The 25,791-nt window shown below is 42.5% G+C and carries 25 protein-coding genes; 16 read left to right on the plus strand and 9 right to left on the minus strand.

Annotation, left to right across the window (positions count from 1 at the left end; genetic code table 11):
* Window positions 1-10: 10 nt before the first annotated feature.
* The gene (locus MHB41_RS16510; RefSeq protein WP_340899857.1) at window positions 11-1,408 is read right to left on the minus strand and encodes a bifunctional glycosyltransferase family 2 protein/class I SAM-dependent methyltransferase; all 1,398 of its coding nucleotides are present in this window, start codon (window positions 1,406-1,408) and stop codon (window positions 11-13) included.
* A gap of 136 nt (window positions 1,409-1,544) precedes the next feature.
* On the minus strand, window positions 1,545-2,909 hold the full coding sequence (locus MHB41_RS16515) for a sugar porter family MFS transporter (protein WP_340899855.1): 1,365 nt from the start codon (window positions 2,907-2,909) through the stop codon (window positions 1,545-1,547).
* 257 nt (window positions 2,910-3,166) lie between these two features.
* On the opposite strand from MHB41_RS16515, the gene MHB41_RS16520 reads away from it, so the two are divergent.
* Window positions 3,167-4,132 carry an LCP family protein gene (locus MHB41_RS16520; RefSeq protein ID WP_025093927.1) on the plus strand — a complete coding sequence of 322 codons (966 nt, stop codon included), beginning with the start codon at window positions 3,167-3,169 and terminating at the stop codon, window positions 4,130-4,132.
* A 163-nt stretch (window positions 4,133-4,295) separates the two neighbouring features.
* On the plus strand, window positions 4,296-5,177 hold the full coding sequence (locus MHB41_RS16525; RefSeq protein WP_176544449.1) for a Cof-type HAD-IIB family hydrolase: 882 nt from the start codon (window positions 4,296-4,298) through the stop codon (window positions 5,175-5,177).
* 56 nt (window positions 5,178-5,233) lie between these two features.
* On the opposite strand, the gene MHB41_RS16530 is transcribed toward MHB41_RS16525, so the two are convergent.
* The 5 genes from MHB41_RS16530 to pgsB all read right to left on the minus strand — a co-directional run bounded on the left by MHB41_RS16530 (window position 5,234) and on the right by pgsB (window position 9,564).
* Window positions 5,234-6,457 carry a C40 family peptidase gene (locus MHB41_RS16530; protein WP_340899851.1) on the minus strand — a complete coding sequence of 408 codons (1,224 nt, stop codon included), beginning with the start codon at window positions 6,455-6,457 and terminating at the stop codon, window positions 5,234-5,236.
* Window positions 6,458-6,565: 108 nt separating this feature from the next.
* Window positions 6,566-6,736 carry a hypothetical protein gene (locus tag MHB41_RS16535; RefSeq protein WP_087976066.1) on the minus strand — a complete coding sequence of 57 codons (171 nt, stop codon included), beginning with the start codon at window positions 6,734-6,736 and terminating at the stop codon, window positions 6,566-6,568.
* Window positions 6,733-7,899: a CapA family protein gene (locus MHB41_RS16540; protein WP_217008704.1), complete on the minus strand. Its 1,167-nt coding sequence runs from the start codon at window positions 7,897-7,899 to the stop codon at window positions 6,733-6,735. The genes MHB41_RS16535 and MHB41_RS16540 overlap by 4 nt, the downstream gene beginning before the upstream one ends.
* Before the next feature lie 18 nt (window positions 7,900-7,917).
* On the minus strand, window positions 7,918-8,367 hold the full coding sequence (pgsC, locus tag MHB41_RS16545; protein WP_007497520.1) for a poly-gamma-glutamate biosynthesis protein PgsC: 450 nt from the start codon (window positions 8,365-8,367) through the stop codon (window positions 7,918-7,920).
* Window positions 8,368-8,382: 15 nt separating this feature from the next.
* On the minus strand, window positions 8,383-9,564 hold the full coding sequence (gene pgsB / locus MHB41_RS16550) for a poly-gamma-glutamate synthase PgsB (protein ID WP_024423670.1): 1,182 nt from the start codon (window positions 9,562-9,564) through the stop codon (window positions 8,383-8,385).
* A 746-nt stretch (window positions 9,565-10,310) separates the two neighbouring features.
* On the opposite strand from pgsB, the gene MHB41_RS16555 reads away from it, so the two are divergent.
* The 9 genes from MHB41_RS16555 to rbsB all read left to right on the plus strand — a co-directional run bounded on the left by MHB41_RS16555 (window position 10,311) and on the right by rbsB (window position 19,762).
* On the plus strand, window positions 10,311-11,792 hold the full coding sequence (locus MHB41_RS16555) for a spore germination protein (RefSeq protein ID WP_217008703.1): 1,482 nt from the start codon (window positions 10,311-10,313) through the stop codon (window positions 11,790-11,792).
* Complete coding sequence (locus MHB41_RS16560) at window positions 11,782-12,879, plus strand: GerAB/ArcD/ProY family transporter (RefSeq protein WP_041108093.1); 1,098 nt, start codon at window positions 11,782-11,784, stop codon at window positions 12,877-12,879. Before MHB41_RS16555 ends, MHB41_RS16560 begins: the two co-directional genes overlap by 11 nt.
* A complete protein-coding gene (locus MHB41_RS16565) occupies window positions 12,869-14,011 on the plus strand; it encodes a Ger(x)C family spore germination protein (protein ID WP_075621605.1) in 1,143 nt (380 codons plus the stop codon). Before MHB41_RS16560 ends, MHB41_RS16565 begins: the two co-directional genes overlap by 11 nt.
* A gap of 117 nt (window positions 14,012-14,128) precedes the next feature.
* Window positions 14,129-15,115 carry a LacI family DNA-binding transcriptional regulator gene (locus tag MHB41_RS16570; RefSeq protein WP_176967154.1) on the plus strand — a complete coding sequence of 329 codons (987 nt, stop codon included), beginning with the start codon at window positions 14,129-14,131 and terminating at the stop codon, window positions 15,113-15,115.
* Window positions 15,112-15,990, plus strand: coding sequence for a ribokinase (gene rbsK, locus MHB41_RS16575; RefSeq protein WP_070326100.1), 879 nt, complete (start codon window positions 15,112-15,114; stop codon window positions 15,988-15,990). Before MHB41_RS16570 ends, rbsK begins: the two co-directional genes overlap by 4 nt.
* The gene (rbsD, locus tag MHB41_RS16580) at window positions 15,987-16,379 is read left to right on the plus strand and encodes a D-ribose pyranase (protein ID WP_081124929.1); all 393 of its coding nucleotides are present in this window, start codon (window positions 15,987-15,989) and stop codon (window positions 16,377-16,379) included. The genes rbsK and rbsD overlap by 4 nt, the downstream gene beginning before the upstream one ends.
* Before the next feature lie 15 nt (window positions 16,380-16,394).
* On the plus strand, window positions 16,395-17,876 hold the full coding sequence (locus MHB41_RS16585) for a sugar ABC transporter ATP-binding protein (RefSeq protein WP_081124932.1): 1,482 nt from the start codon (window positions 16,395-16,397) through the stop codon (window positions 17,874-17,876).
* Between the two features lies 1 nt (window position 17,877).
* Window positions 17,878-18,831, plus strand: coding sequence for a ribose ABC transporter permease RbsC (gene rbsC / locus MHB41_RS16590; protein WP_024423678.1), 954 nt, complete (start codon window positions 17,878-17,880; stop codon window positions 18,829-18,831).
* A gap of 13 nt (window positions 18,832-18,844) precedes the next feature.
* Window positions 18,845-19,762 carry a ribose ABC transporter substrate-binding protein RbsB gene (rbsB, locus tag MHB41_RS16595; protein WP_268481130.1) on the plus strand — a complete coding sequence of 306 codons (918 nt, stop codon included), beginning with the start codon at window positions 18,845-18,847 and terminating at the stop codon, window positions 19,760-19,762.
* 38 nt (window positions 19,763-19,800) lie between these two features.
* Here rbsB and MHB41_RS16600 read toward each other — a convergent pair whose 3' ends face one another.
* On the minus strand, window positions 19,801-20,418 hold the full coding sequence (locus MHB41_RS16600; protein WP_034281182.1) for a flavin reductase family protein: 618 nt from the start codon (window positions 20,416-20,418) through the stop codon (window positions 19,801-19,803).
* A gap of 59 nt (window positions 20,419-20,477) precedes the next feature.
* Window positions 20,478-21,365 carry an acetoin biosynthesis transcriptional regulator AlsR gene (gene alsR, locus MHB41_RS16605; protein ID WP_065214863.1) on the minus strand — a complete coding sequence of 296 codons (888 nt, stop codon included), beginning with the start codon at window positions 21,363-21,365 and terminating at the stop codon, window positions 20,478-20,480.
* Between the two features lie 150 nt (window positions 21,366-21,515).
* Here alsR and alsS point away from each other — a divergent pair, with 150 nt between their 5' ends.
* From alsS to MHB41_RS16630, 5 genes are all read left to right on the plus strand, one after another.
* Window positions 21,516-23,216, plus strand: a complete 1,701-nt coding sequence (alsS, locus tag MHB41_RS16610) for an acetolactate synthase AlsS (RefSeq protein WP_217008699.1) — start codon at window positions 21,516-21,518, stop codon at window positions 23,214-23,216.
* 35 nt (window positions 23,217-23,251) lie between these two features.
* Entirely contained in the window at window positions 23,252-24,022 is a 771-nt protein-coding gene (gene budA / locus MHB41_RS16615; RefSeq protein WP_034281185.1) for an acetolactate decarboxylase, read from the plus strand.
* Between the two features lie 152 nt (window positions 24,023-24,174).
* Window positions 24,175-24,651: an Lrp/AsnC family transcriptional regulator gene (locus MHB41_RS16620; protein ID WP_217008698.1), complete on the plus strand. Its 477-nt coding sequence runs from the start codon at window positions 24,175-24,177 to the stop codon at window positions 24,649-24,651.
* Between the two features lie 16 nt (window positions 24,652-24,667).
* Window positions 24,668-25,249 (plus strand): chromate transporter, encoded by a 582-nt coding sequence (locus tag MHB41_RS16625; RefSeq protein ID WP_034281186.1) that lies wholly within the window; start codon window positions 24,668-24,670, stop codon window positions 25,247-25,249.
* Entirely contained in the window at window positions 25,249-25,785 is a 537-nt protein-coding gene (locus MHB41_RS16630; RefSeq protein ID WP_034281447.1) for a chromate transporter, read from the plus strand. Before MHB41_RS16625 ends, MHB41_RS16630 begins: the two co-directional genes overlap by 1 nt.
* Window positions 25,786-25,791: the final 6 nt, after the last annotated feature.

The following is a 25,791-nucleotide window of genomic DNA, read 5'->3' on the forward strand; positions in this document are numbered from 1 at the left end:
AAAAAGGCGGTTATCCCAAAAGAGAGCCGCCTTTTTTACGTACGACAATGAGAAGCTGATACAAAGTCACTTGATCAGACAACGCTTTTGTTTGAAAGCCAAGTGATGCTCCTATCCTCGCCACCTCGTCAAAAAACAATTGGATGTTTTGATCAATCTGTACATTGATCCGCTGCTCGATCACGCGTTCAAATAATTGGTCTGGGAAAAGCGCACGCATGGTGTTTGGTGTGAAGAACCGTATATGGGTTCGGTCTAAGATTCCTACATCTTGATAAGTAAAATCACCTGTCATCAAAGGAAGAAGCACCTCTGCATGCATCATGTTAGGCAGGCAGCAAATGATAACACCGCCTGGCTTTAAAGAGGCGTGCGCTTGCTCAATGATGTGCCAAGGATCTGACACATGCTCTAAAACATCCGAAAAAATGACCGCATCAAAAAAGGCCTCTTTCTCTGACCATGGGTATTCATCTGCATTTGCCTCGATGACTTCTTCATAATACGCCTTTGCGACCGCTGCTTTTAATGTATCTGCCTCTACCCCGTACATGTGTACCGACTGCCGATTCATCAGTTCAAGCCCAGTTGCGCCCGCTCCGCACCCAACATCCAGCACGCGAGCAGCGTCCTCAGGGAGTAATTCCGCAAAATACGGATGAGGAGTGATCAAATTTAGATCTATGCCCCACTTATCTAAAAATCGAAGTCTATTCTCAGTAAACAGTGTAGAGATGTTCGTTGCTTGATTGGCATTAAAGGTAGCATGACCATGATGATGCACAAAGGAATCATGCACAATTTGCAGCTGATATCCTTTTAGTAATGAACGCAAACATAGATCGTCATCCTCAAATGATCCATATACAAACCGCTCATCAAATAATCCCACATCCTCGATCAGCTTTCTTTTCACGAGCAAGCAAAACCCTACAAGCCGGTGCACATAAGTTCTCTTACCTTTTCTCTTAGACGTATACTCCTTAGCAAAGGCTGGGAGCTCCTTCACATCTGTATACGATGGCTGGACCATCTGAGGGCCGCTCACATAATTAGAGACGGGTCCCACCATCCCAATTCGTTCTGAAGCGAATAGCGCCTCTTTTAATGGAGAAAGCCAATTTTCCGTCACGATCGTGTCATTATTTAAAAAGAGAATGCTGTCTCCAGAAGCTTTTTTTGCCCCTTGATTACATCCCTTTGCAAAACCTTCATTCTCTTCATTATCAATGAAAATCACATCATCCAGCTCTCTTACATATTCCTTCGTGCCGTCAGTTGATGCATTATCGACGATGATGAGTTCATATTGGTCACTATTCGTATGCTGTTTCATGCTATCGATACATGTTTTCGTCAAATGCAGTTCATTGTACGTCAGCATGACAATGCTTGTTTTCCCTTTCATCTCATTTCCACCTTTCTCCCGCCTGTTCCATATGTATGTGATAGGCAGCACGTTCAGAAGATGAGGGAATGTCCTTTCTTGATTAAACGTTTGTTTAACATAGAAAAACCAGCTGCACACGGCAGCTGGCCATTGTTCATACCGTTTTTCCTTCGCCACTTGCGACGGCACGATTTCTCTTTTTTAAATCTTCTTCAATTTCTTCAAGACTTTTCCCCTTCGTTTCGGTCACCAAGTATTTCACAAATAAGAAGGCGCCTACGCCAATGACCGCATAGATGAGGAAAAGATTACTGATACCAATCGCGCTTAATAAAGCTGGGAATGTCAGCGAGATGATTAAATTTCCTGTATGAAGAAGGAAGGTCGAGACACCTGTACCGATTCCCCTGACATGTACTGGGAACAGCTCTGGAAGCATCACCCAAACGACAGGACCCCAGCTGACAGCAAAGATGACGATAAAGAGACCCAAACAAATAACGGTTGTCCATCCTGCTGCTGGTGATCCTTCAAAAAATCGGTTGACCACTGACAGGACAATTAAACTAAGGACCATTCCTGCATTCCCAAATAGGAGCAGCGCTTTACGCCCTACACGGTCAATGATTTTAATGGCAACAAACGTCATGATGACATTCACTGCACCAATTCCGACAGTTCCTAAAATCGCTGCTGAATTCCCAAAGCCAACACTTGTGAATGTTTTTGGTGCATAGTAAATGATCGTATTTGTACCGATAAACTGCTGCAGAAAGGCAAGGCCGACACCAGCAATCAATGCTGGGCGTACCCATGGCTCAAATAATTCCTTAAAACCGCCTTTCTCTTCACTTTCCGCCTTTTGAATATCTGAAATTTCTTCTTCCACTTCTTGCTTACTTTTTCTGAGTTTAGATAATATCTCCTTCGCACGGTCAGCCTGTCCGTAGACAAACAGCCAGCGGGGACTTTCCGGCATAAACAAAATCCCGAATAATAAAAGAACAGAAGGAACAACCGCAATTCCAAGCATCAAGCGCCATGCCTCTGCATCCGCTAAAGCGTAGTTCACAATATAGGCAAGAAGAATACCAAATGTGATCATGAGCTGGTTTAAAGAGGACAGTGCCCCTCGTGATTCTTTTGGCGCAAGTTCAGATAAATATAATGGAACAATCGTTGTCGAGCACCCGACAGCGAGCCCTAGTACAATTCGGAATAAGATCATCACTTCCGTATTCGGGGCAAGAGCTGTACCAAATCCACCGATAATAAACAAAATAGCTGCGGCGATGATGGCTTTTTTCCGCCCAAATTGGTCTGTCAGCTTTCCAGAAAGAGAGGAACCAAGCATCGCCCCGATTAAAATCGAGCTGACGACAAGCCCCTCTGTAAACGCATTTAAACCTAAATCTTCTTTCATAAATAAGATGGCGCCAGAGATGACACCTGTATCATAGCCATATAAGGCACCGCCAAGGGCGCCGAAGAAATAAAGCCATCCATTCCGATTTTTCATATACATAACCCCACTTTTGTCTCTGTACTCTATGAAAAGTCATTTTCCTCACTTCCTGTCATTTCAAACATTTCGATGTTTTATGACAAATATATTTCATTTGTGTATCTTTGAAACTTTTTACGAGAAGGAAACGTCAATTAAGCGTTAGTGAAAAAAATGTCGCACTATATCCCGTTTTAAGGTATATTTGTTTTAGTTTGTAAGCAGAAAGAAGGACATCTTTACTATAAAATCATAGCGAGGGTTTAAAATATATGGATCAATCACGAAGTAAACGCAAAGGAAAAAAGCGTTTAAAACCATGGGTGAAAGTCACTCTTTTTATCATTAGTATTCTTTTACTGACAACGGCTTCAGTCACAGGCTATGCCTACTATAAAATAACCAATGCTGCTAAAAAGGCTCAAGTATCTCTTGATCGCGGCGCACAATCTGTGAAACGAATTGAAGCATTCGATCCAGGAAAAGACAGTTTTTCTGTCTTGCTGCTTGGAATTGACAGCAGACCGGGCGAAACAGTGAAACAAGCACGAAGTGACGCAATGGTTTTGGCAACCATTAACCGCACAAATAAAACCGTTAAATTATTAAGCATTCCTAGGGACTCATACGTTAATATTCCAGGCCACGGTTTTGATAAAATTACTCACGCACACGCATTTGGCGGTGCAGATTTAACAGTGAGCACAGTTGAAGATTTACTAGATATTCCGGTCGATTTTGTCATTCAAAGTAATTTCGTAGCGTTTAAAGAAATCGTCAACGAATTAAACGGTGTTCCTATTAACATCAAGGATGAGTATCTTGTGAAACAGATTAAAAAGGATACAAAAGGCAAGGTTGTGCTTCAAACTGGAACTCATACACTAGATGGTGATCAAGCGCTCGCATATGTGAGAACAAGAAAAGCAGATAGTGATTTAATGCGTGGACAGCGTCAAATGGAAGTGTTAAAAGCCATTTTTGATAAATCAAAATCATTAACATCTATTCCGTCATACGACAATATCATTGATACTCTCGGCGATAATGTGTCTACCACCCTTTCAATGAAGGAGTTAGTCGGTCTTTTCCCGCTTCTGACATCATTGAAATCGGTTGATACCATTCAGCTTAAAGGATCTGATTACCAGCCAAACGGTGTTTATTATTTCCAATTGGATCAAAACCAGCTGAACGAAGTGAAAACTGAATTGAAGAAGCAGCTTGAATTATCATAAATAAAAGCGTCCCTTTGGGGCGCTTTTTCTTATTTCCTTGATCATTCACTCATTTTTGTTTAGCCTTGATAGAGAGGAATCAACCTTCCTTTTTTATGAGAATGAAGGAAATCGTACATACTTTGAAGAGGCTATTGCATGAATGAAGGAGGATTTGACAGCGATGAAAAAAATGATTGCGATTGATTTAGACGGTACACTCTTAAATACAAAAAGTGAAATATCCGCACAAAACCGAGAGGCATTGATTCGTGCGAAGGATGCTGGCTATATTGTGACCATCTGTACAGGGCGGGCAACTTTTGATGTAAAGGAGCTGCTTGGCGATTTGGACATCCCCATTATTGCGGCAAACGGCGGGACTGTCCATACAGAAGGATACGAGCTCTTCAGCCGTATCACATTGGACCAAGAAGCGGGCAAGCGGGCTGCAAAGGCATTAGTGGAACGAAACATTTACTTTGAAGTCTATACAGATGATGCTCTCCTCTCTCCTTTTGATGGAAAAGAGAAGCTGAAAGCAGAATTTGATCTGATCAAAAGCGCAAACCCAAATGAGGATCTCGCTGATCTATGGGAAGGAGCCATGACGCAATTTAAACAATTTGGCATCAAACCAGTGGATGATATACGTGAGATTTTTGAGTCGAACGAACCGACCTATAAATTACTCTGCTTCTCGTTTGATATGAACAAACTGAACGAAGCACGAAATCTTCTGGCAGACATGCCCGAGCTTTCATTGACCTCGTCTGGTAAACATATTATTGAGGTGCTGCCAAAAGAGTCTGGAAAAGGACATGCCCTGAAAAAGCTCGCAGCCCATTATGGTGTAGACCGCTCACATATTTATGCAATTGGTGACAGCCCAAACGATCTTTCTATGTTTGAAGAAGCAGGCCACCGCATTGCAATGGGGAATGCTGTTGATGTCATTAAAGAAAAGAGCACCTTCATCACAAAAGGAAATCATGAAGATGGTGTCGCTTATTTTATTGATCTTCTTTTACAAAATCAATTCCATGAAAAAAAGACGCTTGTCTGATCAGCGCCTAGAGAGAAGTCCAGAAGTCCGATACAAGTATTGATCGGGCTTTTTCTTTATTTTTTGATTCTAACAGCCGTTTCATATTTGTCCTTCCAGTACGTACTTGTTTTCATATTGGTTAAGACAACACCGTTTGAGACAGTCACATGAATGACTTGATTTGATCCTGCATATATCGCCGGCATCAATGTTGTTCCGCTGAAGAAGACAAGATCTCCCGGCTGAAGCTCAGAACGTTTCACAGGTGTACCTGCTTTAACTTGACCTGATGCATAGCGGGGCAGCTCAATGCCAAGCACTTCTTGATACACGTACTGCGTGAACCCTGCTGTATCAAATCCTTCCTTTGGATTCGTACCGCCTTTGACATAAGGGACTTCACCAATATACGTAGCGGCTTTTGATACGATAGGGTCCTCTTTCGCAAGCTCCAGATCTGTTAATCGTTTCGCACCTGTCCATTTCTCGCGCCAATACGATTCAGACAAATAAGAAATTGTCACACTTTCAGAACGGCTCGCATGAATAAAGCGGTCGCCTCCAATATACATACCTACATGAGAAATTCCGGGCTTATATGTGTTACTAAAAAAAACAAAATCCCCAGGGCGGATATCGTCTAATGCCACTTTTTCTCCAACGATCCACTGCTGTTCAGCACTTCGAGGTAAATAGATTCCAAGTGATTTTTCAAATAAATACTGTAAAAATCCTGAGCAGTCGAATCCAGTCTTTGGATCTGCTCCTCCAAACACATAAGGAATTCCCAAGTAGGTCATCGCATCTTTCACAAGAGGGTTATCAGAAATTTCTTGTGTGCCAGGCAGTCGTTTGACCGCATAAAATCGATCAGTCCAATATTTGCTTTTGCTGACATCTGTTCTCACCACACCTTGACTAAGCGTGATGTGGATAACCTGATTGTTCCCAGCGTACAACGCCACATGTGTTGGGATATCCTTCGTTTCTTCAAGGCTTCGGAAATACACAAGGTCACCGGGCTGCGCTTTATCCCATGATACCTTTTTTCCAATCTGATATTGGTCGATGACCTTCCGCGGCAAATCAAATGTTTCGGATGTCTTGTACACATATTGAATAAACCCAGATGCATCAAAGCCCGTTTTTGGATCGGTTCCTCCTTTATGATAAGGTGTTCCAATCAGCTTTTCCGCTTGCTCCAAAAGAGATGGTGTTTGAGCAGAAACCGCTGTTTGAGACATGAACATCAGCCCTACAAGCGCACACCCTCCAATTAACATTCCTTTCCATTTCATGATCCTTTCCCTCCTTTCTTCTATAGTTTCGACATGACACCTTTCATTTTACACCGTATTTCGACAAAAAAAGAGCACGCGATGTGCGTGCCCTTTATCCTTTTTAGGTTATTTACCTGCTTCCGCTTTTGACTGCTTTTGCTGTTCAATTTTCTGCATTTCAACCGAAATCTTTTGTTTTTCGTGATCTGTCAGACTGTCACTAAATTTAAAAGCAGACATAAAGACAAAGACTAAAATTAACGCAACAAACGGCCAGCTTGCTTTTAGGAATTTCATTTCTTCTCTTTCCCTCCGTTTTCTTTTAAGTTTTTAACTTTATCAGCGTGATCTACTTCAAAGAAAATGTGTCCGTCTTTTTCTTTCCAATCCGCATTCGTTCCATTGGTCAGCATACGGATAATGGCTTTTGATTCTAGAGATCCTGCTTTTACTGGAGCAGGTGTTGCTTCTTTGATGTACATTGGGACAACTTCAAATGTCGCTTTTCCATCTTCATTCAGATGATACTGAACAAGTGCAGAATCACGTGTTCTTGACCAGCCTTGATCAAAAATAAAGTTGCCTAGACTATAGAAAATCGCTGTTCCGTTATAGACTTCCATTGGTTCAAGGACGTGCGGATGAGCACCGATAATGATATCGGCTCCGGCCTTAGACATCGCTCTTGCCAATTCTCTTTGTCTGTCGTTTACTTCATTGTTGTACTCCTGTCCCCAATGAGCATGAACAACGACGAGATCTGCCTTTTCAGCAGTCTGCGAAATCATCGGAATAAAGATAGATGGATCGGCTGGCAGAATACCCGCCTGGCGATTCGTTGCTTTGAAATCTTTCCCATACACATCTGTAAAACCAAGTGTAGCAATTTTGACACCATTTACTTCTTTGTACGAAATGTTCTGCTTCGCATCTTGGAGGTTACGGCCTGCACCTGTATAATCCATGCCATTTTGTTCAAAGGCATTGATCGTGTTGTTCAGCCCTTTTTCACCATAGTCTGCCGCATGGTTATTCGCAAAGTTTAAGACAGAGAAATTTAAATCCTTCAACGCTTGGACAGAATCTTCATCTGTTTTTAAATGAATATTCTTTTGGGCTGCCTGCTCCTTATCTGAAGCGACAGGATGCTCAAAGTTGCCTGTCACATAATCTGACACATCAAAATATGGCTTGGCATAACGAAAGAGATGCTCTTTTCCATAGCGGTCTGTTACTTTCTCTACGTTTCTTCCAAACATAATGTCACCGACAAACGAAGCGGTCAGGATGTTTTCTGGATTCTTTTGTACAGTTGGCACTTGTGCTTGCCCGATAAACGTAAATAGAAATGTACAAGCAATAACGATCGGTAAAGCAATCAGTACATGTTTATTCGTCTTTTTCTTTTGATTCTTTGTGATTTTCAGCAGCTTTTCCTGAAAGCTCAATTTTTTATTCATCATTGGACACACCTTATCTTAAAATAGATAGTAAACATACATGATGGCAAATGTTGCACCACTTAGAAGTAACGTGCTTCCAAGGGTAATTGTAAGACCTTGCTTTTGAATCGTATTCGCAATCAATCCAGGAACGATGATTCCAATTCCGCGGAATTCTGCTATTTCAAATGGGACCACTGGATAGAAGAAATCAAATATCAGTTTCAAAGCAATCCCTGTAATCAGCATCGCAGCAAACTTTCTGCGTCCGTATAAAATCATAAATTTTGATAGACCAAAGCGAACGATGACGTACGTAAGCAAGCTGACAGATAAGACGACTAAAATGAAGACTGGCTGGTTAAATACAAGCGCCAGATAACCCGGAACAACAAGTCCAGCTGGTACGATTCCTGTTTTTTCTGCAAAGATTAAACTAAGTAGAACACCTAAAATTAACGAGATATAAAGATCTGATCCGAACATTTTCTATATTTCCTCCTAGCTGACAAGCTGCTTAATTTTGTATTCTTGAATTTTTTCGATTAACGGTTCAGCGGCACCATGGATATTGCCGACTCCATAAACCACTCGATTATGAAGCTTTTTCTCAAGCATATTCATAATTTCTTCTGTAGATTGATATTCAAGGTTGTGTAAGTGGTCAGCCGGAATTTTCCCTTCCTCATATGCCTTCACAATTGGATCTGTTGTTTCACCAATTAAGACAAGATCACTTGCTTCAATATATGGAAGTACATCCTCCGCAAACTGGATCGTTCTATCTACCCGATCCGCACGGCAGTTCATAATAATAATCGGTTCATCTGTTGGATATCCAATTTCTTTCACACGCTTCCAAATGTTCAATGTAGATGCTGCGTCATTTGCCGCAAATCCATTTACAAAGTGTCCAGGCGTTTTCGCGTCCATTAATGGAAGAATTCTCATCGCTCCTGGATCAGGCGGCGCATTTAACATTCCTCTGAATGCCGTATCTTCATCAATCCCTAATGCTTGGGCAACACCAAGTGCCAGTGAAGCATTATCTGGGAAAACCATGTACTCAAATTTCCTCAAAAACTCATCGGAAATCTTGGAATTATCTGCAACAATGACTTCTGTGTTGCGTTTTTTCGCAATCTCTTTAAAGAAATCCGTATATTCACTATCCGTAATAACCAAGTGTCCATTGTAAGGAATTGTCGCTGTAAAGGCTTCTGCTATTTCATCAAGTGTCGGCCCCATGACGTCCATATGGTCTTCAAGAACGTTTACGATCACGCCAATGTTTGCTTGAAGCAGCTCTTCCTGAAAGATAATTTGGTAATCTGGATTTACCGCCATACATTCACTGACGATAGCATTTGCTCCTCTTTCAACTGTTTCTCTCATAACTTCTTTCTGCTCTCCGATATTCGGTCCTTGCGGTTTCCTTTTAATCGGTTTCTCCTCTGGCGTATCCCAATAAATCATTCTTGCATCCGTTCCCGTTGTTTTACCGACAGTTTTATAACCTGCCTCCATTAAGATACCGGTTGTCAATCTTGTGACGGTAGACTTTCCGCGAATACCATTAATATTGACGCGCACCGGCAGGGCATCGATATTTTTCTGATGACGCTTCTTTTCAATAAAGCCAATCCCTAACATGATGACACAGGCTATAACGATTAACCACATCGCTATCTACATCTCCTTTTTTTATGAGTGTGATATGTAAATTCAATCAACAGTATATCTGTTCAGCATAAAATCACAATCGGTATTATGTAACATAATCTTTCACTTCCTCGTATGCCAAATTCCTCTAATCAGAAGGCTTTTTTGCCTACCCATCCTTTAAATGAAAAGGCCAAAAGGCGGACAAAAATCAGTCTGAATTTCCGCTGAATTCATGAGAAAGCGTTACCATCAATGATCCGAAAATCTTTTGTCCTTTTCTCCCTAAATTTTTTGACAATTATTAAGATGTATTTTGAATCAATGTTTTAAAGCCCGCTCTTCTCTATAACAACAGTCATATCAGCGCTTTAAATGAATAGTGCGTGTTTTGGAATGTTTTATATTTTTGAATGAACAGGTTAGAAAGTCATTCTCATTGGTCAGATCGCTGTGTGTTGACCTATGACAAAGGTCACCTCTAAAAAAATCAAGTCATCTGCTTATTTTTAGGTCACGAAAAATTGGGATAAGATGTAAATATTTGATCATTTTGGTGTACCTTCTCTTTACGAGATTCGCATCTTATGACCTAAACAATGAAACATTATTCATTTGTTTTTATCAAGATTCATCATTTCTTAACATTTTTAATGTGAATTTAGTTGAAAGTTGTCAGCTTATGTCAGGCTTTCCCCAAAGGAGACGAATAAAATTCGCTTCTCCGCTTACACTATGGGTAAAAAATCTGTGAGAGGAGGCTAAAGATGCCAAACACCAATGAGCAGACACGCCTGCATTTTTTATCAGGCAGCTTCGAGGAAAAAATCCGTATCCTAAAAAAAACATTTCAGCAAAGCGGCGACTTTGAGTACCGAGAGTTGATGGTGAATGAAACGAAATCTGCACTGTTTTTTATTAAAACAAGAATAGATGAAGGAAAACTAAATGATTTCATTATCGGTAACTTGTTAGGCTCTCCTGGAAAGCAGAATTATATAAAATCTCTTAGCACACTTGAAACAGGCGACTTGACACTGATCACAGACAGTATTATTGCGGGAAGTATTGCCTTTCTTGATGAAAACTCCTCGCAAATCAAGCTGTTTGCTGTCGGACAGCCGCCGCTTCGCTCTATTTCTGAACCTTCTTCTGAAAGTATTATCGCGGGTGCACATGACGGGTTTGTTGAAAGCCTTGATACCAATATCTACTTACTGCGTTCGCATTTAAATGATCGGAAGCTCGCCATTCAATATCATAAGGTCGGTACAAAATCGGAAACAAAGCTTGCAACGGTGTATATATCTGATATTGCCAATCAAGAAAAGGTCGAAGAAGTCAACAGACGGATTTCTTCTATTAAAGTAGACACACTGATAAGTCCTGGCTCTATCGTTGAGGCAATTGAGGAAGATTCATTTTCTATTTTCCCGCAGCTGATTGACACAGAACGTCCAGACAAGGTGAGATCTGCGATCCTTGAAGGCAGGATAGTCGTACTCATGAATGGCAGTCCAATGGCCATCATTCTGCCTATCACGTTCTTTAGTTTCTTTCAGTCACCAGATGATTATAACAGCCGCTGGATTCCTGCTACGTTTATTCGTATTCTTCGTTATCTTGCTTGCATTATCGCAGTTATATTGCCATCTTTTTATATTGCTGTTATTGCGTTTCATTATGAGGTTGTCCCAGATGAACTCGCTATTACGATGAAGAACTCTATTATTGGCATTCCTTTTCCTCCATTGATAGAGGCTATGCTGATGGAGATCACGATTGAACTTATACGGGAGGCTGGGGTACGTCTGCCTAAACCAATCGGGCAGACCATTGGAATCGTAGGTGGTTTGGTCATTGGGGATGCGGTTGTACAAGCAGGACTTATTTCGAATGTCCAAGTGATTGTAGTCGCTGTGACGGCTGTCGCTTCATTTGTACTTCCATCGTTTGAAATGACGTCCACCATCAGGATGCTTCGTTTCCCGCTCATGTTTATGGCATCAATGTTTGGTTTTATTGGCATTTCATTTGGGCTCGCCATTATTCTCATGAATTTATGCCGCTTAGAATCACTAGGGGTACCATATTTATCATCTGTTACTCCTTTTAACTGGCAGGATTTAAAAGATACTGTAGTTCGACTCCCAATGTGGATGTACAAAAACCGCCCTGTTTATTTAAATCCGCAAAAGAAAAAACAAATTGAAGAACTGAGAGGGTGGGAAAAGAAAAATGAAAAATAAAATATCTCCACCTCAAGCTGTTTTTTTTATCATCCAGTCTCAAATTGGTGTTGGTATTTTAGCGCTCCCCCATTTGCTGATGAAAGACATGGGACACGATGGCTGGATGGCAATTATTTTAGCTTGTTTTTTCATCCAGATCATCAATACCATTTTTCTTTATATCATCTACAAATATCCAGAAACGTCATTCTTTCAAACGCTGATTAAGGTCTTTGGAAAATGGATTGGACGCACCTTGGTCGTGCTCTATACGGTATACTTTGCTTCGGTTTGCATTGTGGTCCTTTCTATATTCACAAGGATTCTTGGCATATGGGTGCTCCCGCTCACACCAAACTGGGTGATTAACCTATTACTGATGATATGCATTGTCTATATCGCAAAGGAGCAAATTACAGCCATTGTCAGGTTTAATTTTATCTTAACTCCCTTTTTGCTCATGCTCTCTCTATTGATGTTCTATTCATTGAAAGGAACCAATATTGATTACCTCCTGCCTTTTTTCCAAACGGATATCTCTCAATTTCAGCTTGGATTGAAGGACGTGGTACTGTCAATGAATGGATTCGAGATGATTTTGATCATCTCTCCACTGATGAAGGGCACCATTAAGCAACGATATAAAGTGATGACCATTTCAAATATATGCACGACGCTTTACTACCTATTTATTACATTAATTTGTTTTATGTTTTTCAGCCCGGCTGAGCTTGATGTCATCCCGAATCCTGTTTTGTATCTGTTAAAAACCATTACATTCGGTGTCATTGAGCGGACAGATTTAATTTTCCTAAGCTTTTGGGTCTTTGTCATTCTAGCCACACTAAGTAATTACCTGTACTTTTGTGCAAATGGTGTGTCGAGTATACTGAAGAAAAAAAAACACAAAAAATATGTCTATTATTTTGCCATTTTGATTTATGCTGCAAGCTGTTTTCTTTCAACTGATAACTTTAGAATACAGCGATTCAACGACTTCACTACCGCTGCACAATATTCATTTATTTACACACTTCCAATCATGATGGCCGTTATCATCTTGATCAAACACCGCAAAAAGAAGGTGAAATCACATGCATCATAAGTACATGTTGACGCTGCTTATGTGTGTTTCTCTCATTTTCATGCCTGGCTGCTGGGATCAAAACCTATTAAAAGACATCTCTCTTGTTTTAACTTCAGCCGTTGATCAAGGAGAAGATGACAATGCGAAATATTCAATTACCTATCGAAAGGTGCAGCAATCTCAAAGTATGCAGCAAGGGAATACTGGCAGTTATTTAACTACTGTTCTCACAACCGAGGCGCCTACTTTAAGAAAAGCAAGAAGCAACTTTAGCCGGAGTGTAGACCAAAAAATTGATTTGTCGAAAATGCGGGTGCTGCTAATCGGTGATGAATTTGCCCAAAACCGGCTGCTCCCTTACTTAGATATGTTTTATCGCGATCCCAAAAGCCCTTTGCTCGCAAACTTGGCGGTGGTGCAAGGCGGGAGCTGTGTGGACTTAATCAATTCTCTGCTCAAGGAAAAACTGATTGTGAGCGACTATTTAAACAACCTGATCACTTCTGCATCACGCTCCTCACAAGTTGCACCTAAGAACATTCAAAACATCCGGTCCAAAATGCTGCAAACCGGCGAGGATTTCACACTGCCATTACTCTACTACGATAAATCAAAAAAGTTAACGAGTGTAAGGGGGGTCGCCTTATTTGATAATGAGAAAAAGAAAGGTGAACTTTATGCGCAGGATGCCATTCTGCTCACCATCATGGATGGAAAAATGGGCAGTTATGCAAACTTCACAAAAAAAGTAAGAAGTGATATGAAATCAAAGGAGAACAATTACATCAGCATTCAAGTTACCGATACAAAGAGAGACATTAAAATCGTCAATCCTGATCATCGAAACGTAACCTTCTCTCTTGAGTTTGAATTCAATACCTCTATTATTGAATATCCGAAAGATAATTTAGATACAGACAAGAAAATTAAAATGTTAAATAAAAGGCTGTCAGCTATTTTGACTAAAGACGCCGAAAGAGTCATTGCGGCCCTGCAAGAAGCAAATTCTGACGTCCTAAGCCTTGGCAGAAAATATAGGGTAAAACACTATGATGAATATATGAAAATGAACTGGGTCACCGATTATCCGAAGGTGAAAATCATTCCAAAAGTGAAAGTGAACATTACACAAACAGGTATTATTAGTTAAGAAAAGGAAGAAGCCTTCTTTCTTTTCTTTTTTTATTTTTTTTAGATTGTCATTTTGATGCTTTCGTGATAATCTATGTGTGTAAACGGTTACACATTCATGAAGGGAGGCTCTCCATTGGCTACAATTAAAGATGTTGCAAAAGCTGCACAAGTGTCTGTTGCCACTGTTTCACGCGTGCTCAATGATACTGGATATGTTCATTCAGATACGAAAATTCGCGTGACACAAGCGATGCAGGAGTTGAACTACTTTCCCAATGAAGTGGCTAGATCCCTTTTTAAAAGAGAATCACGCTTAATCGGCTTAATCTTGCCTGATATCACAAATCCCTTCTTTCCTCAGCTTGCTAGAGGCGTTGAGGATGAGATTCATGCGCACGGTTTTCGGTTATTATTCGGGAACAGTGATGAAGATCGAGCGAAGGAAATGGCTTACTTACAAACCTTTAAACAAAATCAAGTAGTCGGTGTCATTGCGGTCACAAATGAACCTGAATCAGATATATACAATGATGATGATCTACCTGTTGTGTTTTTAGATCGAACGGTCCCACATGCACCTTCTGTTTTTGCAGATGCTGCAGCTGGCGGGAAAATGGCGGCAATGGAATTAATCAGACGCGGCAGCCGGCAGATCACACTGTTAAAAGGACCTGCCCATCTGCAAACAGCGCGGCAGCGATTCAAAGGCGCACTCGATGTTCTCACGGAAACAGGCGTCGACTTTCATGTGATGTCAAATGCTTCATTTTCCTTTCAAGAAGCCCGAAAAAGCGCCAAGGCCCTTTTCCAGCTGTACCCTGAAACAGATGGGATCATTGCCAGCAATGATATCGTCGCAACAGCGGTCATCCATGAAGCGCTTCGGATCGGAAAAGCCATTCCAGGAGACGTTCAAATCATTGGATTTGATGATATTCCGCAAAGTGAGCTGCTCTTCCCTTCCTTATCGACCATAAGGCAGCCCGCCTATGAGATGGGAAAAGAAGCGGCACAGCTGTTAATCAAAGCGATTCAGAAACAACCGATAGATGAACCAGTTATTCAAATGCCCGTCTCTTTTATTGAACGAGAGACCACAAGAAAGGTGGATTCACAATGAGTCATATTGTTGTAGTAGGAAGCTGTTCAATGGATTTAGTCGTCACATCAGATAAACGGCCAAATGCCGGTGAAACGGTTTTAGGTGAATCGTTTAAAACCGTCCCCGGCGGAAAAGGTGCCAATCAGGCAGTCGCAAGTGCCAGACTCGGTGCAGATGTATATATGGTCGGCCGCGTTGGTGATGACGCTTATGGTCAGGATATTCTCAGCAATTTAGAAACACAAGGTGTCCGCACCTCATATATGAAACCGGTTACTGAAATGGAGAGCGGCACAGCTCATATCATTTTAGCAGAAGGTGATAACAGCATTGTTGTGGTCAAAGGGGCAAATAATGAGGTCACTCCTGACTATGTAAGAGAGGCCTTTTCTACAATTGATAATATCGGGATGGTTCTCATCCAGCAGGAAATACCTGAAGAAACGGTCGAAGCGGTCTGCGCCATTTGCAGTGAAAAAGAAATCCCTGTCATTTTAAACCCTGCACCAGCCCGCAAAGTATCGCAGCAGGTTTTAGAGCAGGCTGCTTACATTACACCGAATGAACATGAAGCTGTTCTAATGTTTGATGGTCTGCCAACCAGTGATGCCTTGCGTCAATACCCTAACAAATTATTGATCACAGAAGGAAAAAATGGGGTTCGATATTTTGATGGAACGAAAGACGTGTTGGTTCCAGGCGTTCCTGTCGAAGCAGTCGATACAACAGGAGCTGGCGATACCTTTAACGGAGCCTTGGCTGTCGCTCTAACAGAAGGCAAATCCCTCTATGACGCACTTGCCTTTGCCAATCTTGCCGCATCAATGTCCGTCACAAAGTTTGGCGCACAAGGCGGTATGCCAACAAGAGAAGAATTGGAGAAAAAGAAATGAAAAAAAACGGCATCCTAAACAGCCATATCGCCAAGGTGCTTGCTGATCTTGGCCACACAGATACAATCGTCATCGCAGACTGTGGTCTCCCTATCCCAGAAGGTCCAGTCAAAATCGACTTGGCGTTATCAATCGGCATACCATCCTTTCAGGAGGTCACCTCCCTCCTTCTTCAGGAAATGGCCGTTGAAAACATCACTGTAGCTAGTGAAATCAAAGAAGCCAATGAACGAGATCATTTATTTCTTAAGAAAGCGCTCTCAAAACCGTTACATGAAGTAGACCACGAGACGTTCAAAGACATGACCAAACAGGCAAAAGCAGTCATTCGAACGGGTGAAGCCACCCCATACGCAAACTGCATTCTTCATGCCGGTGTCATCTTTTAAAAGGAGGAGCCAGATATGAACATAGAGATGCATAACATCCATAAGGCTTTTGGAAAAAACACCGTTCTCTCCGGGGTCTCCTTTGACCTCGTCACAGGTGAAGTCCACGCACTCATGGGTGAAAATGGTGCGGGAAAATCAACTTTAATGAATCTGCTTACAGGTCTTTATTCTTTAGATCAAGGAACGATACAAATCGACGGAAAAGAAACCGCTTTCAAAAATCCGAAGGAAGCGGAACAGCACGGCATCGCCTTCATTCATCAGGAGCTCAACATATGGCCGGATATGACCGTCTTGGAGAATCTATTCATCGGGAAAGAAATCTATACGAAACTCGGACTGCTAGATACTAAGAAAATGAAGACCCTCGCCCAAACGCAGCTGGACCGTTTATCTGTGAATCTCTCACTTGAACAAGAGGCTGGCAGCTGTTCTGTTGGACAAAAACAGATGATTGAGATTGCAAAAGCATTAATGACCGATGCAAAGGTCATCATCATGGATGAGCCGACAGCAGCTCTTACGGAACGGGAAATCGAGAAGCTCTTCCAGGTCATTGAATCTCTCAAAAAAGAAGGCGTTTCCATTGTCTATATTTCTCACCGTATGGAGGAAATCTTTGCAATCTGTGACCGGATTACGATCATGCGTGATGGGAAAACGGTCGATACGAAAGCCATACCTGAAACGAATTTCCATGAAGTCGTCAAGAAAATGGTCGGCCGTGAATTGACAGATCGATATCCCGAGCGAACGCCTTCTACAGGAGACATTGTCCTTGAGGTGAAACAAGCGTCGAGAAAAGGACGATTTCAAGATATCAATTTCTCAGTTAAGGCTGGAGAAATCGTTGGTGTTGCAGGCTTAATGGGTGCTGGCCGAACCGAAATGATGCGGTCACTGTTTGGCCTTGATCCTCTTGACCAAGGAGAAATCTGGGTTCATGGAAAAAGGGCTGTTATTAAAAAACCAAGTGATGCCGTCAAGCTCGGCATCGGCTTTATCACAGAGGATCGCAAGGATGAAGGGCTCATGCTTGATGCATCCATCCGAGAAAACATCGGTCTGCCAAACTTAAAAAGCTTCTCTCCAAAGGGATTGATTGATAAGAAAACTGAACAGGATTTTGTCGACCTGCTCATTAAAAGACTGACGATTAAAACGGCTTCCTCTGACATCTCTGCCCGAAGCCTGTCTGGTGGAAATCAGCAAAAAGTCGTCATTGCCAAATGGATCGGCATACAGCCGAAGGTCTTGATTTTAGATGAACCGACACGAGGTGTCGACGTCGGAGCGAAACGAGAAATCTATCAGTTAATGAATGAATTGACCGATCGAGGCGTTGCCATTTTAATGGTCTCCTCTGAACTCCCAGAGATACTCGGGATGAGCGATCGAGTGCTCGTCATTCATGAAGGAACCATCAGCGGAGAATTAGAAAAAACAGAAGCAACGCAGGAACGAATTATGACACTAGCTACAGGAGGGAAGTAACATGAAACCACTTACTTCAAATGGACGATTTGATCACATCATGCAAAAGCTTGGGCCATTCTTAGGACTCATCATCCTTGTCGCCATTGTTTCTATTTTAAACCCGGCCTTTTTAGAGCCATTAAACATCTTAAACTTACTGAGACAAATCTCCATTAATGCCCTCATTGCCTTTGGGATGACGTTTGTTATTTTAACTGGAGGCATTGATTTATCTGTCGGTGCCATTCTTGCACTGTCCAGTGCCCTGACTGCCGGCTTTATCGTTTCTGGCATGGACCCGATTTTAGCCATTATCGTCGGCTGTATCATCGGTGCCGTTCTTGGGATGATCAACGGTCTTTTAATTACAAAAGGAAAAATGGCTCCTTTTATCGCAACGCTTGCCACGATGACGATTTTCAGAGGTTTGACACTCGTTTATACAGACGGAAACCCAATTACTGGGCTTGGCTCTAACTATGCCTTTCAGTTATTCGGCCGCGGATATTTCTTAGGCATTCCTGTTCCAGCGATCACGATGCTTCTCACCTTTATCGTACTTTGGGTACTGCTTCATAAAACACCTTTCGGCAGAAGAACATATGCCATCGGCGGGAATGAAAAAGCGGCTCTCATCTCAGGAATCAAAGTACCGCGCGTGAAAATTATGATCTATTCATTAGCAGGCTTCATGTCTGCCTTAGCAGGTGCGATCTTAACGTCTCGCCTAAATTCAGCGCAGCCAACAGCTGGTACGTCCTATGAGCTTGATGCCATTGCTGCCGTCGTACTTGGCGGGACAAGCCTGTCCGGCGGAAGAGGACGAATTGTCGGCACACTCATCGGGGTGCTCATTATAGGTGTCCTGAACAATGGTATGAACTTACTTGGTGTTTCATCATTCTATCAATCTGTTGTGAAAGGGATTGTCATCTTGATTGCAGTCCTGCTAGACAGAAAGAAATCTGCTTAAGGAGGCAGCTGCTATGAAAAAATATCTTATTCTCATCCTGACTCTCTCTTTGTTTCTGCTTTCTGCCTGCTCGCTTGAACCGCCGGAGTGGGCCAAGTCATCTAAGGATGGCAAGAAAAAAGACGTCAAAATCGGTCTGTCGATCTCGACATTAAATAACCCATTCTTCGTTTCTCTGAAAAACGGTGTGACAAAAGAAGCAAAAAAGCTTGGCATTGAAGTCGTGATTGCAGATGCACAAAATGATTCAGCTAAACAAACAAGTGATGTAGAAGATTTAATTCAGCAAGGTGTCGACGCATTGCTCATCAACCCAGCGGATTCATCTGCCATATCAACCGCTGTCGAATCAGCAAACGCTTCAGATATACCTGTCATCACATTAGACCGCTCAGCCGAAAGTGGAAAGGTAGAAGCACTTGTCGCCTCAGATAACGTCAAAGGCGGAGAAATGGCAGCTAACTTTATCATCGACAAAGTTGGCAAAGGAGCAAAAGTCGCTGAATTAGAAGGCGTACCAGGCGCTTCCGCTACACGTGAGCGTGGAAAAGGATTCCATCAAATAGCGGATAAAGATCTAAAAGTGACTGCAAAACAAGCTGCTGACTTCGACCGGACAAAAGGACTGAATGTCATGGAAAACCTTCTTCAAGGAAACCCTGACATCAAAGCCGTTTTTGCCCACAATGATGAAATGGCTCTCGGCGCACTAGAAGCGATTCAAAGCTCTGGGAAAGACATTCTTGTCGTTGGCTTTGACGGCAACGAAGATGCACTCAGCTCGATCAAAGCAGGAAAGCTCTCTGCAACGGTTGCGCAGCAGCCAGAGCTGATCGGTCAACTGGCAGTCGGTGCTGCAAACGACGTATTAAAAGGGAAAAAAGTACAAAAGAACATCGCAGCTCCACTCAAACTAGAACAGAAGAAATAAACAGAAAACCCCCGATATCCCTCGGGGGTATTTTTCTATTACTGTGGTCTTTTCAGCACAAATGACGTGCCTAAATGGGCATAATCATTACCTGCTAGGCGAGCGACTGGTTTCAGTTCATTAGTAGAAACATAGCCTTTTTCTGCATCATAAACAGCCTCATCTAAATGTGCACATACAACCCGGCCAATGATATGATCAACTGTGATCTCCCCTTCATCATTTTGAAAGGTCAGATGTTTTTCCAGCTGACATTCAAAACGAATGCGTGCTTCCTTGATCCCCGGCACCGAAATGACATGACTCTCTACTTGGTGAAGTCCGGTGCGATCCAGCTCACTCTCTTCCCTAGGCAGAGTAGCAGCTGTTTCATTAATATCTTCTATCATGTCTTCATCACTCACATGAACGACAAACTCTTTCTTATCGATGATATGCTGCGCAGTATCTTTCATCTGACCATCACGTCGTCCGATAGAAACCGCAATGAGCGGCGGGTGTCCGCTGATGACATTAAAGAAACTAAATGGTGCGGCATTGACGACATTTTCTTTAGATAGACTTGTAATAAATGCAATCGGTCTTGGAACGATAGATCCAGATAATAATTTATATGCCTCTTTTCGTGACAGCTGATCCAGTAGCAATGTAATCAATTCAGGTACGCCTCCTTTTCATGTAACGACATCATACCATAACCCGTTCCCTACACCTCTTATTCCAGCTCGGTGCGATGCAGGATATGGTGGACCAGATGAAATAAAGCAGGATTATGGTTTTCCCGTCTATAGGAAATCGTCCATTCCGCCAGAAGCTGTTCATCCTCAATGGAGCGATATACAACATCCAGATTAAATAAACGCCGGGCTGATTGTGGAATCACTGCAATACCGATCCCTGCTGTGACAAGGCCAATGATCATTTGATATTCCGCTGCTTCCTGCACGATATTTGGAGAAAATCCGTACTTTTCACATAGCAGGACAAAGTGCTGATAAAGAGACGGCCATGATTCCTGTGATAAAGAAATAATCGGTTCATGACGGATATCTTCAATCGCGACCGTCTCTTTTTTAGCCAATCGATGATTTTTTGGAATCGCAAAAATACATTCACTTTGCTTCATCAAACGACTGACTAATTCTTCATGCGGCGATGTAGGGTGTAAAAAACCGATATCAATCTCACCATTTAAAAGTGCCTCTAGCTGCTGCGGAACGGAAAGCTGCTGCAGCTCAATACTGACAGAGGGATACAGCTCCCTGAATTCACGTACAACGGGCGGCAGAATATCATATGTCGCAGTTCCAACAAAACCTATGATGATTTTCCCCAGCTCTCCTCTTGCTGTATGACGGGCATGATCAACGGCTTTATCAAGCTGCTGCAGCACTCCCCGAACCTCATGTAAAAAGACCTTTCCAGCTGCTGTTAGCTCCACCACCCTCTTCGACCGGTGAAATAAAGGAAAACCCAATTCTTCCTCAAACTGCTTAATTTGCTGACTAAGTGGAGGCTGTGTCATATTCAACCGCGCGGCTGCTCTGCCAAAATGCAGCTCCTCCGCTACTGTGACAAAATACTGCAAATGTCTCAGTTCCATCCTTTCACTCCTCACACACTTATTCGTGAAACATATCAAAACTACGTTAAACATATATTGGAAAATTTATTTTATGAAATGTATAGTAAATCATATCATGAAAATATATTTTCATAAAAAATTTTACTTGCCGAAAGGAGTGCGGGGTAAATGAAATCTCAAGCACAACCCCTAACAAGACGAGGAGCAGAGTTGATTGTTGATACGCTGATTGCTCAAGGTGTGACCCATGTTTTTGCGATTCCAGGTGCAAAAATTGACGCTGTATTTGATGTATTAAAAGACAGAGGTCCAGAGCTTGTCCTATGCAGACACGAACAAAATGCAGCCTTTATGGCAGCTGCTGTCGGACGTTTAACTGGCAAACCAGGTGTTTGTCTCGTCACATCAGGTCCTGGTGCATCTAATTTAGCAACAGGTCTATTAACAGCCAATACAGAAGGTGATCCTGTTGTCGCAATCGCTGGAAACGTCATTCGTGCAGATCGTCTGAAACGAACACATCAATCACTCGACAATGCGGCATTATTCAAACCAGTCACAAAATATAGCGTTGAAGTACAAGACGTAAACAATATACCAGAAGCATTAACAAATGCTTTTCGCGCGGCACAAAAAGGGCAGGCTGGAGCAGCATTTATCAGCTTTCCACAAGATGTCGTGACAGAACACACCACACAAACACCAGTGTCTGCTCACCCTTCTCCAGAATTAGGTCCTGCACCAGATGCTCTCATCAGTTCGGCTATCGCCAAAATTCAAAATGCACACTTACCTATTGCGATTGTGGGAATGAAAGCTAGTCGTCCAGCTGCTGCAAATGCCACAAGAGCATTATTAAAAACACTTGGCATCCCATTTGTTGAAACGTATCAAGGAGCCGGCGTTCTCTCAAGAGAGCTCGAGTCTCAATATGTAGGCAGAATCGGCTTATTCCGTAATCAGCCGGGTGATCTTCTCATTGAACATGCAGATGTCCTTTTGACCATTGGCTTTGATCCAATTGAATATGATCCGAAGCATTGGAATCTTCAGCCGCAGCAGCGTCAGATCATCCATGTTGATGACATGCAGGCAGATATTGACCATTTTTATGAGCCAGCGCTTGAGCTTGTAGGCAATATTTCTGAAACCGTCAAACATCTAGCGCATGACAGTGTTCCCCTTTCTTTAAGCAAAGAGAACATAGAATTAGTCACTGAATTACAGGAGCTATTAAGCGACATCGAAAAGACACCAGAAAGAGAAAGTCATCGATCTCACCCACTGGATGTCATTCATACATTGAGACGTCTGATTCCTGATGACACGAAGGTCACGTGTGATATCGGATCTCACGCGATTTGGATGTCCCGTCACTTCCGCGTCTATGAACCGAACTCATTCCTGGTGAGTAACGGCATGCAAACATTAGGCGTCGCATTACCATGGGCAATTGCAGCTTCTATAATGAATCCAGATGAAAAGATTATCTCGGTCTCAGGTGATGGCGGTTTTCTCTTCTCCGCAATGGAGTTAGAAACAGCAGTCCGGAAGAAAACAAACCTCGTTCACCTTGTTTGGAACGACAGCACATACGACATGGTCGCGTTCCAGCAGGAAATGAAATATGACCGCACATCCTGCGTTGAATTCGGGCAGATCGATTTAGTGAAATATGCAGAAAGCTTTGGAGCGACTGGACTAAGGGTCAACTCACCTGAGGAGCTTTCAACCGTCCTTCAAAAGGGTATAAACATAGAAGGACCCGTGATTATTGATATTCCGATTGACTATCAAGACAACCCTGACCTCGCCAGTCAAAAATGGCCAGAAGTCTTTCGCAAAAAACATGCAATGAACGTCAGATAAGACTTCGATACATTACATTAAAGGAGTGAACGGTTATGGGTATGATGCACCCAATGAATCAACAGAATGACACAAGACAGCATGACAAACAGCAAGAGGTCTATCAAGTATCGACAATGACCTCCCTGCTGGAAGCCGTATATGATGGAGATTTCTCCCTCGCACATATTCCTGAACACGGTGATTTTGGCATCGGTACATTCAATCAATTAGATGGAGAACTGATCGGCTTTGACGGCGCATTCTACCGGCTGCGCTCGGATGGAACAGCGACACCGGTCACCAATCAAGATTATTCACCATTCTGCTCTCTAGCATTCTTTGAAACAGATATCGTTCATCGAATTGATGCACCTATGACGTCCAAAGAACTTGAAGATGAAATCGACCGCATTTTACCAAGTAAGAATATCTTTTATGCGGTCCGCATTGATGGATCATTCAAAAAGGTTCAAACACGTACGGTTGAAAAACAGGAAAAACCTTACGTTCCGATGGTAGAAGCAGTCAAGTCTCAGCCTATTTTCGACTTTGAGGACATTCAAGGTACGATCGCAGGCTTCCGTACACCGCAGTACGCACACGGCATTGCGGTGAGTGGATATCATCTTCATTTTATTGATGAAGATCGAAGTGTTGGCGGACACGTATTTGATTACACCGTTGATCAAGTCACCATCCGCATTTCTCAAAAACGCCATATGAATTTACACCTGCCAAATACGCAGGAATTCTTCCAAGCAGACATTGATCGAGCTGACCTTGCACAGCAAATTGCCAGTGCAGAAAGCAGCCCAGATCAATAAATGAAGACACCCCGTTGATTCCGGGGTGTTTTTTTATGCACAAAGATGATTTCTTGCACGTGATGTTTTCGTTTCGATAGTAAATAACAAATCATCCATTCTATTCGTAATAAAATATGATAGAATATCAACAGAAGAAAGGTGGTTATACGGTGTCAAAAGACTATAGCATTCCAAACCTAACATTAGACGAAAGTAATAAACAAATTTTATCCCTATTACACGAGGACGGGCGCATGTCTTATACAGATCTCGGCAAACAGGTCGGTCTGTCACGTGTTGCCGTGCAAGCCCGCATTCAGCAGCTCGTTGAAGCAGGGGTCATTGAACGATTCACCGCTGTAATTAACCCCGCGAAGGTCGGCATTCATGTCTCTGTCTTCTTTAATGTAGAGGTAGAGCCGAAATTTTTAGAAGCGGTAGCCCTTCAGCTTGAAAAGGAAACGGCTGTCACAAGCCTTTACCACATGACAGGACCAAGCAAGCTGCATATGCATGGCATTTTTCAACATGAACAGGAAATGGAGACTTTCCTGACAAAAAAGCTATACCCGCTAGAAGGCGTTGTCAGTGTGGACTGCCAAATGCTCATTAAACGATACAAAAGCCGCATGGGCATGAAATTGTAGACAGGAGTTGAACCACTTGCAATCATATATCGAACTCATTATCGCTATGGTGCGAACCGGTATTCTCGGTTTTGGCGGAGGCCCTTCCGTCATACCGCTTATTCGCCATGAAGCGGTGGTGAAATATCAATGGATCAACGATGACGAATTCGGAGAAACACTTGCCATCGCCAATGCCTTACCAGGCCCGATCGCAACAAAAATGTCAGCATACCTCGGCTATCGATTAAAGGGTGTATCTGGCGCAATTGTTGCCACAGCTGCTCATATTTTACCTACTTGTCTCGCCATGGTAGCCCTTGTCACACTTGTCAGCGTCTTAAGCTCCTCACAAATCATTCAAAATATGATTGGCGCTGTGACCCCTGTCATTGCGGTTCTGTTAGGCCTCATGGCATATGAATTTGGACAAAAAACGCTGAAAGGATTCGGCATGATCTTCGGGATCGCTCTATTCCTTCTTGCCTTTATTGGACTGCAAGTGCTGTCCATTCATCCAGGAATCATCGTGATGATCTTTTTATTTTATGGCGCTTTTCATTTTAAACTGAAAAATCATTGGAATCGGCCAAATAAAGAGAAAGGAGTGTCTTCATGATCCTGATTCTCTTTTTATTCTGGGCATTCTTTTTATCTAATCTATTAGGATATGGCGGTGGTCCTGCATCAATCCCGCTCAATTATGAAGAAATCGTCAATCATTTTCATTGGATGACGAACGAAGGATTCTCCAATATGCTGGCTTTAGCCAATGCACTGCCGGGGCCAATCGCTACGAAGATTGCAGCATATGTCGGTTATGACGTCATGGGCTGGCCAGGCTTTATCGTGGCACTGCTTGCCACTGTACTGCCGTCCGCTGTTGGGCTGATTTTATTGCTCAAGCTGATTGACCGCTTTCGTCAATCTCCCGTCGTTAAAGGCATGACCTTATCCGTTCAGCCTGTCATTGCGATGATGATGCTTTTATTAACATGGGAAATCGGCGGAGATGCAGTGAAAGCCATCGGCTGGACGCAATCGCTCGCCATTGCTGCGGTCTCCTTTTTCTTGATGACCAAATTCAAGCTGCACCCTGCCTTTCTGATTGTGGCTGCTTTCTTATATGGCGGATTCATTCTGCCGCATTCATAAAAACCG

The sequence above is a fragment of the Bacillus sp. FSL H7-0578 genome (assembly GCF_038630855.1).
Taxonomy (GTDB): domain Bacteria; phylum Bacillota; class Bacilli; order Bacillales; family Bacillaceae; genus Bacillus; species Bacillus safensis.

Bases quoted from the DNA above. Each gene is read 5' to 3' on its own strand.
- MHB41_RS16510 (WP_340899857.1), bottom strand. From the start codon at position 1,408: ATGAAAGGGAAAACAAGCATTGTCATGCTGACGTACAATGAACTGCAT.
- MHB41_RS16515 (WP_340899855.1), bottom strand. From the start codon at position 2,909: ATGAAAAATCGGAATGGATGGCTTTATTTCTTCGGCGCCCTTGGCGGT.
- MHB41_RS16520 (WP_025093927.1), top strand. From the start codon at position 3,167: ATGGATCAATCACGAAGTAAACGCAAAGGAAAAAAGCGTTTAAAACCA.
- MHB41_RS16525 (WP_176544449.1), top strand. From the start codon at position 4,296: ATGAAAAAAATGATTGCGATTGATTTAGACGGTACACTCTTAAATACA.
- MHB41_RS16530 (WP_340899851.1), bottom strand. From the start codon at position 6,457: ATGAAATGGAAAGGAATGTTAATTGGAGGGTGTGCGCTTGTAGGGCTG.
- MHB41_RS16535 (WP_087976066.1), bottom strand. From the start codon at position 6,736: ATGAAATTCCTAAAAGCAAGCTGGCCGTTTGTTGCGTTAATTTTAGTC.
- MHB41_RS16540 (WP_217008704.1), bottom strand. From the start codon at position 7,899: ATGAATAAAAAATTGAGCTTTCAGGAAAAGCTGCTGAAAATCACAAAG.
- pgsC (WP_007497520.1), bottom strand. From the start codon at position 8,367: ATGTTCGGATCAGATCTTTATATCTCGTTAATTTTAGGTGTTCTACTT.
- pgsB (WP_024423670.1), bottom strand. From the start codon at position 9,564: ATGTGGTTAATCGTTATAGCCTGTGTCATCATGTTAGGGATTGGCTTT.
- MHB41_RS16555 (WP_217008703.1), top strand. From the start codon at position 10,311: ATGCCAAACACCAATGAGCAGACACGCCTGCATTTTTTATCAGGCAGC.
- MHB41_RS16560 (WP_041108093.1), top strand. From the start codon at position 11,782: ATGAAAAATAAAATATCTCCACCTCAAGCTGTTTTTTTTATCATCCAG.
- MHB41_RS16565 (WP_075621605.1), top strand. From the start codon at position 12,869: ATGCATCATAAGTACATGTTGACGCTGCTTATGTGTGTTTCTCTCATT.
- rbsK (WP_070326100.1), top strand. From the start codon at position 15,112: ATGAGTCATATTGTTGTAGTAGGAAGCTGTTCAATGGATTTAGTCGTC.
- rbsD (WP_081124929.1), top strand. From the start codon at position 15,987: ATGAAAAAAAACGGCATCCTAAACAGCCATATCGCCAAGGTGCTTGCT.
- MHB41_RS16585 (WP_081124932.1), top strand. From the start codon at position 16,395: ATGAACATAGAGATGCATAACATCCATAAGGCTTTTGGAAAAAACACC.
- rbsC (WP_024423678.1), top strand. From the start codon at position 17,878: ATGAAACCACTTACTTCAAATGGACGATTTGATCACATCATGCAAAAG.
- rbsB (WP_268481130.1), top strand. From the start codon at position 18,845: ATGAAAAAATATCTTATTCTCATCCTGACTCTCTCTTTGTTTCTGCTT.
- alsR (WP_065214863.1), bottom strand. From the start codon at position 21,365: ATGGAACTGAGACATTTGCAGTATTTTGTCACAGTAGCGGAGGAGCTG.
- alsS (WP_217008699.1), top strand. From the start codon at position 21,516: ATGAAATCTCAAGCACAACCCCTAACAAGACGAGGAGCAGAGTTGATT.
- budA (WP_034281185.1), top strand. From the start codon at position 23,252: ATGGGTATGATGCACCCAATGAATCAACAGAATGACACAAGACAGCAT.